An 18,451-nucleotide genomic window follows, 5' to 3' on the forward strand; every position below is an offset into this window, starting at 1 on the left:
AGAAAGCCCCGAATTTGGGGCTTTTATTATGTAGGAATTTATTCCAGTATTTTTATCTCAGTTCTTCGGTTAAGCTGATGCTCATCCGGAGTACATTTTACCCCGTTGGCACACTTGTTCACCAACTGGGTTTCTCCATAACCTTTGGCAGTAATTCTATCTTTGTTAATACCTTTACTTATAATATAATTTACTGCAGAACGTGCTCTACGTTGCGATAGGTCCAGATTATAAATATCTGGTCCACGGCTATCTGTATGCGAACCTAATTCTACTTTCATTTCAGGATATTCTTTAAGTATAGCAACAAGCTTATTCAACTCTAAAGCTGCATCAGGCCTAATGTTATCCTTATCAAAATCGTAGTAAATGTTCTGTACCTTAAAGCTTTTATTTACTGGGATCAGGCTAAGAAAAAAGTCTTTATCTATGCTCTTATCTGATGTTGTAAAAGTGGTATCTCTTTCATTAAACAATGTTTTTTGTGCTTTTAGATTGTAATTACTATTTTCCTGAAGTGGAAATTTATAATAACCTGTTTCATTTGTTGTTATATTTTTCTCCAATCCGTCTGCTCCCGTTATTTTTACCTGTGCGTTATTAAGTGGTTTACGTGTACGCTCGTCATAAACAATTCCTTTTACATATATATTTTGTAATACAGGTACAATGGCTTCATTAAAGCTATAAATATCATCTGAGCCTTTTCCTTTCATTCTGTTAGAGGAGAAATATCCACTCCAAGCTCCTGTAAGCTTTTCTACAGAAAAAGCAAAGTCATCTTGTGGTGTGTTATAAGGATAGCCCATATTCTGAATTTGCCATGTACCATTTCGATGAACCGCTTTGTAAATATCAAGATCGCCCATTCCTATCCTTCCATCGGCAGAAAAATACAGTACATCTTCTGACAAGAAATAAGGCGTTCTTTCATCTCCAGAGGTATTTAATGCTTCTATATTTTCTGGTTTAGACCAAGTTCCATCATTATTTCTTATGGTTTTATAAATATCCAAGCCACCTTTTCCTCCAGGCATATCCGATACAAAATACAAAGTCTTGCCATCTTCCATTAAAAATGGATCGCCAACTGAATAGGCATTGATGTTATTATAAGGAAAAGCTACAGGCTTAGTCCATGTACCGTCATCCTGCATACGAGCGCTGTATATTTCTACATTTACCGTTCCTATCCTAAGTTTTGTTTTGTCAAAAGTTAAGTCTTTAGCTACCCTGGTCAGCGAAAAAAACACTTCTTTAGCGTCTTTTGAAAAAGTTGGCATTCCTATATGGTAGTCGGTTTCTGTATTAAGAGGAAATGCACTGATCTGATGATCTTTATCTGCATATAACAGTTTAAGGTAATTCTCTCCCGTCCAACTGTAATAGTTCCTGTCTGGATAATTACCCTTATCAAACCGTAAAATACTTTTTTTACTTTTTTGTGTATAGTTATCAGGAAAAACCCTGTCTGAAACGAATACAAGACCATCTTTATATTTCACTGCTCCATATTCGGTATAATTGGTATTTATAGTTGAGATATTTTCTATGTTCACCTTTTTTGGATTTGCCATCCACAACAAAGCAGAATCACAGGATTTTAACCAAAGATCCTGATTGGCTTTGGGTATATTTCCTGCCTTTTGAATATATTGCTGATAAGTTGCCTTTGCTTCGGTATATTTAGAATTATTTTGCAAGGCTTTGGCATAGGCCAATAACAGATCTGTTCCGGCATCTGGAAAAGTAAGTGCTTTTGCATACCATTTTTCGGTTTCCTCATACTCTTTATTCTTCTCACTGCTTATGGCCAGTTGTTTGGCCGTATAAAGCGTTTCTTTCTTTTTAAAAGCCTGTTCATACAATGTTTTTGCTTTGGCATACTGATACAGCTTAAACTGTTTATCGGCCTGGTTAAGGATGTATTGTCCTTTTGATACCAGTGTTAAACTCATTAAGAATGCTATATATATGTATTTCATCTTTTTCATTTAATGGTTTGGTTAAAAATACCTTGGTGTTAACATCCTTACATTTTTATTTCTGAAGAAATAGCCTATGGATATTTCATGTGTGGAGCCTGCGTAGTTTTTTAGTTTCCCTAATGAATAATCATAGGCATAGCCTATCCTCCACCTATCACTTGGAAAAATTTCTATTGCACCTACTAATGCACTTTGCTTTACCAGATCTTTTTGCAGATGTGATTTATCATAGAGTTTAACGGCTGTTCTGTACGAACCTCCCACCCAAAGTTTATCATCAAATATCAGAAAGGCATTAATATCTAATGAAGTAGGCCCTGCAAGGTCATCTTTGATCAGGAAAGAAGGTTTTAAAACCATTTCTCTTGAAAAAGGCACCAGCATACCCGCAGTAAGAAATATGTGTTCTTTGGGTTGCGGAATATATGCGTAGCGGGTTACATCTATATATTTTGAAATTAGGTTATCTACCGATAAACCTGCATAATACCTGTCATCCGAATAAAAAACACCAATGCGAGCATCGGGCATTACCGAATACTGCGAACTTACCGGTTGATTAATTTCAGGATCATTGGGATTTAGTTTACTACCGTCTATTCCTAATTGTATCACACCTAAACCTATACCAAAAGCCAGTCTTGAAGAACCATCGGCATTCATTTTTAAACGGTAAGCATAATTGGCATAAGCAGCCAGATTTTGCTGAGCTCCCAATTTATCACTTGATAATTGCAAGGCCAACCCAACTTTTCTTTCATTTGCCGTAGCATCTATAGCCAGCGACATGCTTTTAGGTGCGCCTTCTACTCCTGTCCATTGATTTCTATAGAAAGCATGTGCATTGAGCTGTTCACGGTAACCCGCATAGGCCGGATTGATATATATTCCGTTAAACATATACTGGCTGTATTGCGCATCTTGCTGTGCTTTAAGGTCAGTTACGAAAAGCGTTACAACACTTATCAATAAAGCTATATTTAGTTTCATGTTTGTTCTTTTCATTTCGCTTTCCTCCCTACTTTTTAAATGCTCTGATTAAAGTGATGTATCCTTTAAATACTTTCCATTCTGATCCACTATTCTTTCTCACTTTTAAAAGATAATAATATGTTCCTTCATTAAGACCGGTACCTGCCCAACTGTTGTCATAATTCTTTTTAGAATATACTTCATTGTTCCATCTGTTTATGATAACCAGTTCATTTTCGGCATAGTTAGAAAGTCCGCGAATTTCAAAAGTGTCGTTAATGCCATCTCCATTTGGTGTAAACAGGTTAGGTATCAGTAATTCTTCACCTGCTATCATAGTAATTTTAGATATAGCTACATTATCTGTTGGATTTCTGTCTGGCTGATCGGCCTGAACCTGTGCGGTATTTTCAATTTCCTGAGCCATGATAATCCTTGTTTTAAAGGTAATACTTACAGTTTCGCCAAGTAACAGTTCTCCTACATTCCATGTTAATGTTCTGCTTGAAGCATCATAAGCAGTTGTACCTTTATCCATTACCATGTCTTTTGGCATATCAAGCGCTATTGGAATTACATCTGTCATTTTTACGCCCGTGGCCTTGTTATGGCCTTTATTGGTTACGGTAATTCTGTAGCTAATGTAATCTCCTGTTTTCAGGTTAGTTGTACTTAATGCTTCTTTAATCACGGCAATATCTGCATATTGTTCTATTGGTATCACGGCTTGTGGCTCTTGATAAATTCCGCTTTGAGCATGATTTACCGCCGCTACATTTTTAATTTGCTTGATTCCATTTACATCTGCTGTTACTTTAACTTTAAAGCTAAACAGTTTACTTTGACCAAGTGCAAGGTTGGTAGTCCAGTTCAGTTTCTTAGCCGTAGCGTCGAAAGTTGCATTTTCATTGGCAGAGTTATCTACATAAGTTGTACCTGCCGGAATAGCATCTGCAATGCTTACATTGTTAAGTATTGCTCCTCCTATATTTTTCACCAGTATCTGATAGGTGAGGATTTCGTTGGCGTGTGCTACTTTATCGCCTTCTTCATCAGTTACGGTTTTTGAACTTTCCAGTTTTTCTATACCTGTAACCACGGTATTTGATTTGATTTCAGATGTACCTGGTTCTGATGGAATAGCACTTGCATAATTTTCTATGGTTGTTCCTACTGATGTATTTACTTTTCCGGTAAGGGTTATTTCCATTCCATTGTTTCCGGCTGGTATGTTAACTCTTATGCTTAACTGATTACCGGTTCCGTTAGCTCCACTGATAATGGTTGCTCCTGCAACAATAGTTGACCATGATACATTAGCTATCGATGCAGGCACCTGATCTGTGATAAGCAGATTTAATGCATCGCTAGTTCCCTCGTTAGCGACTTTGATTTTATAAGTAAGGTTCTCACCTACCGCTGTTCTTACCGGACCTTCTTTGGTAATTTTTATGATCGGTTTACGATTTGCTTCTGTAGTTACCGTTGATGTTTTTTCTGCAATACCAGGTTCTGAAGGTGTAGCTTTAGCTGTATTAATGATAGTACCCGCATAATTGGCCGAAATATCTCCAATAATATTAATAACGATTGCATTAGCCGAATTGGCAGGAATGTTTCCTGTTACATTAATTCCATTTCCAGACCCGCTATTGGCCATTACCGTTGCATTGCCTTGTACAACTGCTGTCCAAGTTACATTGCTTAAAGCAGCAGGCACCTGATCTGAAATGACCAGATTTACTGCATCGCCTTTTCCTTTATTACTTACCCGTATCTGGTAAGTTAATTTACTACCTGATGCAATACTTGAAGGTGCTGTTTTTACAATATCTATTACAGGTTCTCTGCTAACTGTTGTAACTACAACCGAAGGCGGAACAGGTGTACCTCCATTTGGTGTAACCGTAGCATTATTGGTTAATGCTCCGCTAAAGCTTGCCGATATTACCCCATTGATTACGATCTCTATTTCATCTGTAGCGGCTGTTGGCAATGTTGCAGTAATAGCTATATTATTACCTGTACCACTTAAAGGCCCATTGATCTGTGCATTTCCTTTCAGGGTTGCGGTCCAATTAACCTGTGTAACCTCTGCCGGAACGTTATCTGTTATTAAGCTGTTAATAGCCGTACTTGGCCCATTATTTCTTACTTTCAGGATATAAGTAATATTTTCTCCTGCTTTTGCTTTCTCAGGCGCAGATTTATCTAAAGTAAGCAATGATTGTGTTTTTACTTCTGTTGTAACTGTTGCCGTACTTCCGGTTCCATCAGGTTCAGCAGGATTTGCAGTGGCAGTATTAACTATACTTCCCTGATAAGTCGGATCTACTGTTCCTGTTATTGTGACCTCTAAACTCGCGTTTACAGGCAGATCTGCAATTACACTTACATTGTTTCCGTTTCCGCTTTCTCCATTACTGATAGTAGCACCATTAACTGTTGTTGTCCAGCTAACATTACTGATCTTATCAGGAACAATATCTGCAATTAAAGCTGACCGGGCATCACTCGGGCCATTATTGGTTATTTTTAGGTTATAAGTTATGCTAGATCCTGCTGCAATCTGATTAGGGCCCGATTTGGTAATTTTCAGATCTGGTTTAACCAATATCTGGGTAATTACTTTTTCCGACACTTGCGGAGGATTTCCTGTTTCAGTAACAGTTGCCGTGTTTTCTATGGTAGCTGCATTTACTGAAGCTTTTAATTTTCCACTTATTATAATTGTTACTTTTCCATTTGCCCCGATGTCTGCTACGGTATTAATTGTATTTCCGCTTCCATTTCCTCCTGATTTAATGGTTGCATTTTCTGTTGTAGTTGTCCAGGTTACGTTATCTATACCGCTATTTACAACATCTTCTATTAATGCATCTTTTGCCATGCTTGGCCCTGCATTGCTTACTTCTATCAAGTAGGTAATGTTTGAACCTGCCACTGCAGTTGTTGGGCCGGCTTTTTTAATATTTAATGCAGTTGTTGCCGTTACTTCGGTAACCACTTTCTCAGATTTTATACCATTTACTTCTGCAGTATTTTCAATATTGCCTACAAAACTCTCTTTTATTTTACCGTTGATTTCTACAACCACATAACTATTAATATCAAATGGTATATCGGCATTAAAACTGACGTTATTTCCTGTACCGTTTGTTAGTGTTGCCGTAGCGTTTCCGTATGTTGTAACTTTCCAAGTTACATTTTCAATATCTGCCGCAACATTATCTGTTATTAATGCAGCCAGCGCATTTGAAGGGCCATTGTTACCTATCTTCACATAGTAATTGATCTGATTGCCTGCGGTTGCTTTATTTGGTCCGGATTTCTGAATATATACCTTAGCATCATTAATAAGGTTACTGGCAACTTTTGAGATATTGTTAGTCAGGTTATAATCAACAATATTGGTGTTGGCAGGCATATCTATAGTTGCTTCATTGTTGATTACCTGTGCTGCTGTTGCTGCAGGTATGTAACCATTGATTTGGATGTTGATATAATTGGCTGAACCTGCTTTCAGGTTTCCTTCCAAACGAATGTTATTGCCATAACCCGAAGTAGCCGTATTGATAGCAGATGTTCCGTTAGCTGTAGCTATCCAGGTTACATTTTCTATAATAGCGGGAACCAAATCTTTAATCACCACTCCGTTTACATCCAATGGACCGTTATTATACGCTCTCAGATTATAAGTGATATTCTGACCTGCAGCAATTTTCTGAGGTGCAGTTTTCTCAATACGGATATCTGTACTTCCACTTAGTGCGGTAACTACCACACTAATTTTAGTATCAGCCGCAGATGCAACTACCGAATTCTCTATTTTAGTGCTCTGATTTGGAACAACCACTCCCTCTATTTTAATTTCTACTGCACTTTCTGTAATACCTACCTTTCCTGGTAAATCTGCATGTACTTCAATGTTGTTAGTTGCACCTGAGCTCGTACCATTGATTACGGCTCCGTTTATAACTGTAGCCACCCAGCTATCTACTCTAACCTCATTCGGTACAAAATCTACAATTTTAAGATCGGTAATATTTCCTGCTCCCACATTGTTGACATAGATTATATATGAGATCGGATCTCCGATATTGGCTTTATCAGGCCCTATTTTACTTAATCTAAACGTTGGATTATTATCTACACTGGTTTGTACACGACTATTGTTATTACCCAGATTAGGATCGGTTATACTCGCATCTGGAATAGCTTTGGCTTCATTTACGATAAGAGTTCCATTGCTTAAAGAAGGATCTGACTTTCCTTTAATCTGTACAATCACTTCTCCTCCATTTGGAATATTAGCCGTAAAATTTACATCTCCTGCACCATTGTTTACGTTCGATGTAGCACCTCCGTTATTGGTAACGGTCCAGGTTACATTTTGTAAGAACGGAGTTTTATTTCCTGTAGGTCCGTTCTCATTATATTCTTCATTTTGCGGAACTAAATCTTGTATAGCTGTATTTACAGCAGTACTTGGCCCCTGATTAGTAATCTTTAAAGTATAAGTAATTTCTTCGCCCGCGCCTATATTAGCCGGACCTATTTTTACCATCCTCACATCGGCTACTTTTGATATGTTTGTAATTACCTCATTAGAAACCGGAGACGGGCCTTCATTATCAGGTGGTAAAGTTACTTTGGCAATGTTACTGATACTGGTAATAGTCGCTCCCTCATCTACCGTTCCACTAACCCTAACGATTATTTTTGATACTCCGTTTCCTTTTAATCCGCCTACAAACTGTACATTTCCTGTACCATTTGTTACCGTTGCTGTTGCTCCGTTGTAAGTTTCTACTGTCCATACCGGATTTTTAATAGATGCATTTAAAATATCTTCTATCTGCAGGTTATCTTCATCACTTGGACCATTATTGGTAATGGTTAAAGTATAAGAGATTTGTTCGCCTGCCACAGCTTGCGAGGGTCCGGATTTTTCTACAATAACATTAGAAAGCTTTGTAATCTTGGTAATGGTTTCATTAGAGTTTACAGGTGTTCCGGTTGATGGTTTCACCGTAGCAGTATTTTTTATTTCCGTTCCTGCATAATCAGCCACTACTTTTCCGGTAATGGTGACCAAAACGGTATTGGCATTACCAGCTGGTATATCTGCCTGTAAAGATACATTGGCTGTATTTCCAAATGAACCAAACGTAACATTTGCTGTTCCGGTTACTACACTTGTCCATTTAACATCTGTAATACCATTTGGTACAACGTCTGTTATGGTTATACCATTTGCATCACTTGGACCTGCATTTTTAATCAGGAGCGTATAAACGATATTCTCACCTTTGTGCACTACAGTTGGTGCTGATTTAATTACACTTAATACACTTTTTGTTTCTACTAGTGTATTTACGGGATTAGATGGGATTTCCTGTCCGGGGGCATCTGGTGTAGTTGCCTTAGCGATATTGGTCAGCGTAGTTGATAACAATTCTGAAGGTATTTTACCATTGATGGTAATCGTAATACCATTGGCTTGTCCACGTTGCAATTGTGCTATTACAGCAATATTATTCCCGGTTCCATTAGTCATATTTACCGATGAGGCACCTGAGGCCATAGCTGTCCAAGTAACATTGTTAAGCTGAGCAGGTACCAAATCTGTAATTGTCAGATCTTTTGCATTTGATGGTCCATAATTAATTGCATTAATTACATAAGATACACTTTCTCCGGAAGTGGCCTTAGCTGTTCCGGTTTTTACCAGTTCTATATTGAATTTCTTTTCTACATTGGTAATTACCTCATTAGACGGTACAGGTGTAGTTCCAGGTTCTGCTGGTGTAACTGTAGCTATATTTTTAATCGTTAGGGCTTTATCAGGAGAAAGGCTTCCTTTCACAGTAATGGTTATCCTTCCTCCTGCTAATATATCGGCATTCATACTGATATTATTTCCTGCTCCCGAAACAGGGCCCAGTAAAGTTGCAGAGGTATTTGCTACAGCTGCCCAAGTAACATTTTGAATTTCAGGATCAATATTATCTGCTATCAATGCACCGTATGCATTGGCCGTACCAATATTATTGACTACAATGGTATAGGTAATGTCTTCACCTGCACTGAGGGTTTGCGGGCCTGATTTGATAATGGTTAAAGTTGGTTTCCTGTCCACTACAGTTGTAACAGTAGAGCTTGCTGGAGTAGTTCCTGTTTCAGCCGGGGTTACTGTAGCTGTATTCACTAATGAACCACCAAAATCAGGTTTTACGGTACCACTTACAGTAATAATAATATTATTCCCCACTCCTGCCGCAAGATCAGCCTGTAAGCTAATATTATTTCCTGTTCCCGATGATGCCCCCAATAATTGCGCCGTTCCGCTTGTTACTGCATTCCAACTTACATTTGTAATATTGGCATTTACTATATCTGAAACATTCAGGTTTTTAGCATCTGATGTACCTGTATTAGAAACGTTGATTGTATAGTTAATCACTTGTCCGGCTTTAAGTGTGGCAGGTCCGGTTTTTACGATAGTTAGTACAGGTTTTCTTTCTGTTTTGGTTGTTACCGTAGCTTGCGGATTAGGACTATTTGGTTCTGTAGCGGTAACGTTTACCTGATTAACAATGTTACCATCAAATGAAGGGTCAACCTTTCCTTTTACGATAAATGTAACTTTATTACCTAGTCCTGCTCCGATATTAACCGTAGCATGTAAGGTATTCTGATTTCCATTTGCCCCATCTACAATAGAAGCATTGCCGGTAGTAACTGAAGTCCAAACAGGATTCAAAATGTTTACAGGAATATTGTCTAATACCTCTGCATTTTTAGCATCACTTGGCCCGTCATTACTTACTTCTATGGTATAAGTGATTTCTTCACCAGCTTTTATAACAGCTACTGCAGATTTGGTTACTTTTAAACCTGATTGCGCAGTTAAAGTTGTATTAACTGTATTTGAATTTACCGGATTATTACCCTGCTCATTGGGTTTTACTGTTGCGGTATTGGTAATGGTGCCTATAGCATTGGCATTGATTGTACCATTTATCGTAATTGTAATACGGCTGTTGGCATTCATATCTGCACTTAAAGCCACTTGATTGTTTACACCTGTTGCTCCTGTATGAATGGTTGCCGTACCTGAAGTGACTGTAGCTGTCCATGAAACATTATTTATTGCCGATGGTACAATATCGGTTATCAGTACATCTTTACTATTTGACGGTCCCTGATTGTTTACCTGCACTGTATAACTTATCGGAGCTCCGGCAACACCACTTGCAGGTCCAGCCTTGGTTATGGTGTAAGCTACCGTATTAATTACATTAGCCGTTGTTGTTCCGTTAACGGGTGTACTACCCGGTTCTGTTGGAGTTGCCGTAGCGGTATTGGTAATTACCCCTGCAAAATCGGCACTTACTGTTCCGGTTATCTCTATAATTACTTTATTATTGGTGCCCGACGTAATATTGGCCACACTATTTAAAGTATTACCCGTACCTGTTGCTCCCGATACAATGGTAGCACTGCCTTGTGTTTTACTGGTCCATTTTACCTGAGTAATGTGACTGTCTATCAAATCTGATATTTTTACTCCAGTCGCATCTGAAGGCCCGTTATTACCAACTTCTATGGTGTATTTGATTTCTGTTCCGGCATTTACAGTTGCATTTCCTGTTTTAGAAATATATACTCCTGAAGTGCTGGTTAAATTAGAGGTTACAGAAGAATTGCTTCCTATACCACTTGGCTCTGCCGGTGTAACACTTGCAATATTAGTAATGGCTCCTTTTGCTGATGAAAGGACTTTACCTTTAATTGTAACTGTAACCTTACTTGCCGGATCTGAAGGGAAATCGGCTGTAAGCTGAATTACATTACCAGTTCCCTGTGCTGCCGATTTTATTTTAGCCGTACCACTTTCGGTGGCTGTCCATGTTACATCAACAATATCGTTAGGTATGTTATCTGCAATAATCGCATTAACGGCATTACTACTTCCTCTGTTATTGATCTCAAGTGTATAAGTTACATCTCCGCCTGCCGTTAAACCAGGCATACCATTTTTTACAATATCCAGAATTGGTTTGGCTGTAATTGTTGTGGTTATCGTACTGGTATTATTATTAGGTACATTATCTGTAATATCAGCCGGAGGGGTTACTTTTACCGTATTGCTCAAATCCTGTACCCTTGCGGCATCTACCTTACCTGTGATGGTAAGTGTGGTTTGTTCATTGGTTTTCAGATTTAAACCTGTCCAGGTCTGATTGCCAGAATTGTAAGTTCCGTCTTGGGCTGTATAGCCTGTAGCCGTAAATCCCTGAGGTAGGTTATCTACTACAGAAAGAATATCATTACTTAGGATTTGCCCAGGTCCGTTATTTCTTAAAGTAATTATATACGACAGGTTTTCTCCGGCTACAACTACAGTCGGATCCGATCTTTTTACAATTTCAAAATCAATAACACGTTTTATTGGCGTGGTTACCGTTGAAGTATTATTAGATAGTACGGGGTCTGTAATCTGGACAGGTGGGGTAATATTTACCGTATTTTGTAAAGTTCCCTTAGCATCTGCCGATACTATACCATTGATTTCCAGTACTGCCGATTGCCCGTTGTTTAGGGTTAATCCTGTCCATTGTCCTGTTGTAGCATCATAAACACCACTTTGTGGTACAAAACTACTTGCTGCAAATTTAGACGGAAGAGTTTCAGTTATCTTCACCACATCTGCACTCAATAAAGCGCTTGGGCCATTATTGGTTAGTACAATAGTATATTTCAGGCTTTCACCTGCTATGGCTTCGGTTTTATTAGCTGTTTTTACGACTGCTAAATCAGCCTTCCTTTCTATCGGCGTAGTAACTGTAGATGTATTGTTAGAAAGATCAGAATCAACTGTTCCTGATGGCGGTGTTACACTTACTGCATTGGAAATACTATTAGTAGCATTAGCAGACACTTTTCCTGTGATAGTTATCGTTGCATTTTGACCTACTGCCAATTGCAAATTCGTCCATTTACCAGTAGCTATATCATAAGTTCCTGTTGATGATGTTACAGATAGTACGGCAAAGTTAGCTGGAAGATTTTCTGATACCGTTACGGCTTGTGTTCCCTTAAGATCAGATAAGCCATTATTCGTTAACTTAAGGGTATATATAATGTTTTCTCCTGCTACTGCTTTAGTCAGATTTGCTGTTTTTTCTATCGCAAGATCATGTACAGGTGTAGGTGTTACCGTTATGGTTGTTGTAGAGTTTACCGGATCAGGGTCTGTTTCTTTGCCTGCTACACTTGCTGTATTATTGTAATCGGCTGTTGCTGCATTTGGTTTTACTTTAGCTGTTATGCTTAAAGTTTGGAAGGCCTGATTATTCAGGTTGCCAATATCCCATATACCCATTGTAGCATTATAAGTTCCAACAGAAGGTGTTGCTGAAACAAAGTCATAGCCTGGTTTTAACAGTTCTGTTACTTTTACGTTAGTCGCATTACTTGGTCCGTTATTTTTCGCTGTTATTGTAAATATGACTGTTTCTCCAACCAAAGGCGTTGCGTTTGAAACGGTTTTGGTTACAGTCAGATCAGCAATTGTAGTGTAGGTTAATTGAACATCATCTGCTGATGCTGCGCAAACTCCGTTGCTGATGGTCCAAGTAAGTACCGCTGTTGTATTTTCAGGTATGGTTACTTTTGTGGTCCTACTATTTGGGTTTTCAATAATTGCGTTCCCACTCTTTACCGTCCATACCCCAATTCCTGTTACGGGCGCATTGGCATTCATGGTAAACTCACCCGAATTGTTCTGTACCATATCCGGACCAGCATTAGCAGTACTCGGCTTTTTATTAACGGTTATAGTAACCACATTAGGATCAACAGATGTACACAATACGCTATTAATACTTTTTTGTGCTGTTCTTCTGAAATACGTATTTACAGCCAGTGGACCCGGCTGATATGTAGCTCCATTAGCTCCATTAATTACAGTCCAGTTTACACCGTTTTGAGATTGTTCCCATAAATAGGTTGTGCCAGCCTCTGCACTGGTCAAAGATTTGATCTGCTGAGGCGTATCTCCTTCACAAATGGTTTGATCTGATCCAATGGTTCCTCCCTGTATGGTTGGCAACACATTTACTTCAACAGTAAAAGGCGATCCGGCACATCCATCCACAACAGGTGTTACCGTAAAAGTAACTTTCTGTAAGACTGCTGTTGAATTACTTAATACGCCTGATATGCTGGCAGAAATACCATTAGATGCTATTCCTGTAACATTAGCTACATTATCTCTAACCCAGCTAAATTGCGTTGAACCACTTGAATTGGCCGTAAAATTAACCATTGCCATGGCACTGTTATTACAAACAGTCTGGCTCACAATACTGGCAGATCCTGTAATCAATGGTTTTACAGTAATGCTTACTTCGGTAGAATTTTGTGATGCACAGGTACCGCTTTGTACCACTGCTCTGTACTTAGTATTTACAGTTAATGTTGGTGGAGTATAAATTGTTGTGGCTTCTGAACCTGGTATATCTGTCCATGCACCTCCGTTTTGTGAAGATTGCCATCTTAATACATTTCCGGTAAACCCTGATAATACCAAAGGTTCAGGCGTACTGTTATAACAAATAACCTGATCAGATGCAACGCTTCCTCCTACCGAAGCCGGAGATTGGGTAATCACCACCGTACCTGTTGCTACACCATTACAGCCACCGCCATCTTTTACAGATTTTATATTAAAAGTACCATCTGTGGTAGGTATCACTTCATATATATTACTGCTGGTTGTAAATTGCCTTATTTCTCCTATACCATCAAGATAAGTAACCGTAAAAGGAGCTGTACCTTGTAAAGTAAAGGTTAATTTTGGCCTCACAGTTCCACAATAATTTCCATTTATGGTGCTTAATGTAGCTGTTGCACCGGCTGATCTGGTAATATCAAATATGCTTTCTGATTTACAATCGCCATTTTTGATTACCCATTTTATACGTACCGACTGACCTACCGGTAAATTGGTTACAGCAGTTTGATTTTGATGAGGTGTAGCAATAACAGCTCCATAGTTATTTCCTTCAAATTCCCATGAACCTACCCCTATAACCGGTACGTTTCCTCTAAGATAATAAGTGTCTGTTGCACATGCTCCTGCATTATCCTGCGTTACGGTAGCTGTAGTGGGTTTATTGTATAATATAGCTGTTGAACTTGCTGTAATACTACTTGTAACCTTAACCTGTGCAGTGTTGGCAAATTGGGATGAAGTATTACCCGGCACAATAGTTACGGGAATAGAAATGACTGTTGAGGAAGCACCGGCATTTAAAGCTGTACTCAATACAAATTTCATGGGTGAACCAGCTGTATAATTCCAGTTTGTACCCCCTATTGTTCTGCTTCCATCCAATTGTAAACCAGCTGGTAAAGCGTCTGTTACCTCTACTGATCCGGCAGCAAAGCTGGAAGTTCCGGTATTTTTAACAATAATGTTAAATGTATATTTTCCATCTGAAGGACATGAATCGGCTATTGTTTTTTCTATAGCTATATTTCCCTGTACCACAATAACATCTTCATCAGGACGGTTTTTATCATAATTGCTACCAGGTACAGTTCCATTACCATCCATATAATTGGTATTACCATCCGTTGCGTTCTGAGCAGGAGTAATTAACCTCGAATTATCTGAAGATTTTCTTGTAGGATCTAAATAATAAACCTGTGCTCCATTATGGTAGGTTCCTGGTGTTACACTCGACGAAATGTTAACATCGACTTTTATTTCCAGAAAAGAATTTCCCGGTATGGTAAATGAGCCAAACTCAAGATTAGCTGAACTGCCTCCCTGATTAAAAATAGATACCGGTGTGGCATTATCACTTGAAGTTACCGTTGCCGATAAAAAAGTAAAGCCTGCCGGCAGATCATCTTTTATTCTTACGCCAGCCGCACCTCCATCTCCGTTATTGGTAACCCTGATTGTATATGTAATTGCTGAGCCTGAAAAAACAGGAACGGTTGGATTAGGTCTCGATTTATTGACTACCAGAGTGGGTAAACAGGTTGCACTGTTTCCACCTATGTAAGGAGGGAGATCACCCGGATTAAAATTATTAACAAAACCCGCTGAACCCGCTGTAGCGCCATTACTGTTAGTACTGGCTCCATCATTTATGGTTCCACTTACTCCCGGACTGATGTTTGCATTTACAATAGCATTAGGCACATATAGATAAATAGCACCGCCACTCCCACCACCGCCTGGTCCGTGTGGTGTTGTGGTATAAGTATTACCCCCATTTCCGCCTTTTGCCTGAATATTCAGATTTGCTGTAGGACTTGGTTCTTTTGTACGAATATAAATGGTACCACCGGCACCACCACCACCCGCTCCATCAGCAGCAGCTCCTGCTCTACCTGCTTCCCCTCTTCCACCGTTAGCCAAAACAATACCATTGCCTACAATCTTATTGGCATTGATAATCACAATACCACCTCCAACTCCTCCTTTTACACCTGAAGTGGCATTATTCGCGTCGCCACCACCGCCACCACCGCCTAGAAAGAAACGACTTAAACTCGCTGGTACCGCCGCACCTCCTTTACCTCCAGCTTGTGTCTGATCTCCCTGTCCTGAGTTCCAGCCATACCCTCCTGCTCCACCCGCAGTAATGTTACCCCCACCGCCACCTCCGGCATTATGGTTATTACCCCCACCTCCGGCATTTCCGGGTGCACCTCTACCATAATCACCTCCGGGATAACCCAACCAGGCTACGCCGTTATCCACTTCATTATATCCATCCCACATGTATCTTGGCGTACCTGCAACCCCCTCGCCTTTCGTTGCGGCTTTATTATCATCTGTTGTTACATAAAGCGATTGGTTCAGATTTGCAATAGCCCTTACAGGCATATATCCACCCCTGAAACCAGTCATACTGGCATCAATTACATGGCCATTAAAATCTAAAGTACCTGCAACATCCAAGGCAATTACCCCACCCGCAGTACCGTTCCAGGGAACTGTTTTAATATCTGCCGATAAAGTCAGGTTGGAATATTGCATTAAACGCACAATCTGGAAACGCTTCTGACCGGAAGTGGCCGTAGCATTTTCATTGAGAAAAGTATTTACCAATCCGCCTGTAGTACCAGCACCTTTAAAATTTAGTGTTCCGCCTGACAAGGGTACATCGTTTAAGGCCACAACGTATTCATAAAAACCTACATTGGCTATATTACTGTAACCCGAACCATTATTTGAAGCTAAACCCGAACCATATTTAGCCGAATTTTCTGTATTGATGCCAGCTCCCTGCATTTGTATAATTAAAAGCAGATTGCCTTTACTGATCTGGGTATTACCGAAACTATATACTACCCCACCCACGGTAAAAGAACCTGGCACTGCTGAAAGTTCCATGCTTTTACTTCCTGCCGGTAAAGAATAATTACCTGGCTTAGAAGGAAAGAAAGTATTATTGGGTAAGGTTGAATTTACCGCACCATCGGCACCTGGGGTTGCACAAATCTGAGAAAAAGCTTTTTTCTCATTGATGAACAGCGTAAATAAGACTAGGAATAAAAAAAAGCGACCGTAGATTTTTATCATACAACAAGCGTTAAAATTTAACTTAAAAAAACAGTTGTTCGGTTTAATTAAGAGAATAGATTTTTATTCTCGGACGGAAGGAACTAATAAGTATTTGAGATTTTTTTTACAACACTTAATATCGTAAAAATGTTTTGACAAAGCAATATTTATTTTACGATTTATATCAATAGTTGTTTGTGAAAATTTAACAAGTTATTTTTTTGTATTTTTTTTATTACAATACACTTTACATCTTTTTTTTATTCTTAATTTTTACTTAACTAATTCTTTTAACAACCTCAATTACTAAAACATGAAAAAAATTAACCTAGACTCTAAAAAATTAAGCCTGAAAAAGGAAAAAATCGCATCCTTAACCAAAGATCAAATGAATAGAATAGTTGGTGGTGTACATTATACTGACTTCTGTGACCCAAGAGGCTGTACTGACCCTGATGAAGACACTATTCCAAGAGATACAAATAGCTGTCCAATAGAAGTTTCAATGGGAACTTGTGAAGGGAAATGTGGTTTATCAGATTGGGAACCTTGCGAAAGCGTTAGTTTCAATGTTGGGTGTACGTTTGGATAGCGATCTTTAAAACAATTATTTACATTTCATTTAACACTATCTTAGTAATGTGATCTGATAAATTTCATTATTTAGGATAGTGTTTTTTAGTAATCATTCATTCCATCAAATAATGAAAGAGGAAATTGCGTCAATTTTAAATAAAATATATTCATCATTTCAAAACCGAGACGCTTTACCTCCTAGTCTTTTACAGGGAGAAGCAGGTTATTGCTTATTTGAGAAATTCTATGTTCAACACTTTGATAATAGTAGTATATCTAAATTTCAAGATAACTTACAAAATCTTGCAGAGAATTCTATCGGGATAACATACCCTACATTTTGCAATGGCAAAGCTGGTATTAACTGGTTTTTTTCTTATCTGAATAAAAACGAAATTTTAAGCAAATCAGATTGGAATATGCTTTGTGACGATGACATGAAATTAGCAAATGATGCCATTAATTTTTTAAAACAAGGTCATTATGATTTCCTTCATGGCGCAATAGGTATTGCCTATCATTTACTTTATTCAAGAGGCCATGAAGATATATACCAGCAATTTTTTCATGATTTTATTGATGGATTGCAAAAGATTGGAAAATATCATAATAATGGAGAGTTTTTTATTCCAGATTTCAATCGAAGTAGGTTGGAACCAACTGCAGATAAAATAAACTTTGGTTTGGCTCATGGTATACCCAGCATTATCAAATTCTGTTTACAATGCTATAAGCAAAAAGTATGCATAGAAAAAGCAAAAAAACTGGTTTTGCAACTGGTAAGGCTCCTTAAAAACTATGCTGACAAATGTGGTTCGTACTGTTATTTCCCCACTTCGGCAACAATCGGTTCTGAAAAATTTGAACCCAGTCGCTTAGGTTGGTGTTACGGCGATCTGGGCATCGGAATTATAATATATCAAACCGCAATTGCTTTTAATGATAAAGACTTAGAAAATTATGCATTAAAACTGCTAATGCATACTACAAATAGGCGAACATTGGCAGCAACCTCTGTATATGATGCCGATGTATGTCATGGAGCTTCCGGTATTTCTCATATCTACAATAGGATGTGGCATTATACAAATGATGAAAATTTTAAAAACGCCCGTGATTATTGGATGAAAAGAACTCTCGAAATGGCCATTCATACTGATGGCGTAGCCGGTTATAAAACATATTATCCTGGCACTAATTCCTACAACACCTCTTATTCTTTTTTAGACGGGCCGGCAAGTATCGGACTAACATTTATAAGTTACCTGACCGGTGATTTTAGCTGGGATTATTGTTTAATGCTTAACGACTAATTTTT

5 protein-coding genes are annotated in these 18,451 nt (G+C 38.6%); 2 read left to right on the forward strand and 3 right to left on the reverse strand.

Going from position 1 to position 18,451, the window contains the following annotated elements:
* Nucleotides 1–38 precede the first annotated feature (38 nt).
* Genes MMF97_RS13920 through MMF97_RS13930 form a run of 3 tightly spaced genes read right to left on the reverse strand, consistent with a single transcriptional unit; the run spans nt 39 to nt 16,575 of the window.
* The gene (locus MMF97_RS13920) at nt 39–1,994 is read right to left on the reverse strand and encodes an OmpA family protein (RefSeq protein WP_243363127.1); all 1,956 of its coding nucleotides are present in this window, start codon (nt 1,992–1,994) and stop codon (nt 39–41) included.
* A gap of 12 nt (nt 1,995–2,006) precedes the next feature.
* A complete protein-coding gene (locus tag MMF97_RS13925; RefSeq protein WP_243363128.1) occupies nt 2,007–2,993 on the reverse strand; it encodes a PorP/SprF family type IX secretion system membrane protein in 987 nt (328 codons plus the stop codon).
* 13 nt (nt 2,994–3,006) lie between these two features.
* Entirely contained in the window at nt 3,007–16,575 is a 13,569-nt protein-coding gene (locus tag MMF97_RS13930) for a T9SS type B sorting domain-containing protein (RefSeq protein ID WP_243363129.1), read from the reverse strand.
* Between the two features lie 295 nt (nt 16,576–16,870).
* Here MMF97_RS13930 and MMF97_RS13935 point away from each other — a divergent pair, with 295 nt between their 5' ends.
* Together MMF97_RS13935 and MMF97_RS13940 are read left to right on the forward strand one after the other, a co-directional pair.
* Nucleotides 16,871–17,149 (forward strand): class I lanthipeptide, encoded by a 279-nt coding sequence (locus MMF97_RS13935; RefSeq protein WP_243363130.1) that lies wholly within the window; start codon nt 16,871–16,873, stop codon nt 17,147–17,149.
* A gap of 112 nt (nt 17,150–17,261) precedes the next feature.
* Nucleotides 17,262–18,446 carry a lanthionine synthetase LanC family protein gene (locus MMF97_RS13940; RefSeq protein WP_243363132.1) on the forward strand — a complete coding sequence of 395 codons (1,185 nt, stop codon included), beginning with the start codon at nt 17,262–17,264 and terminating at the stop codon, nt 18,444–18,446.
* The last annotated feature ends 5 nt before the right edge of the window (nt 18,447–18,451 follow it).

The organism is Pedobacter montanisoli (assembly GCF_022809115.1).
Taxonomy (GTDB): Bacteria; Bacteroidota; Bacteroidia; order Sphingobacteriales; family Sphingobacteriaceae; genus Pedobacter; species Pedobacter montanisoli.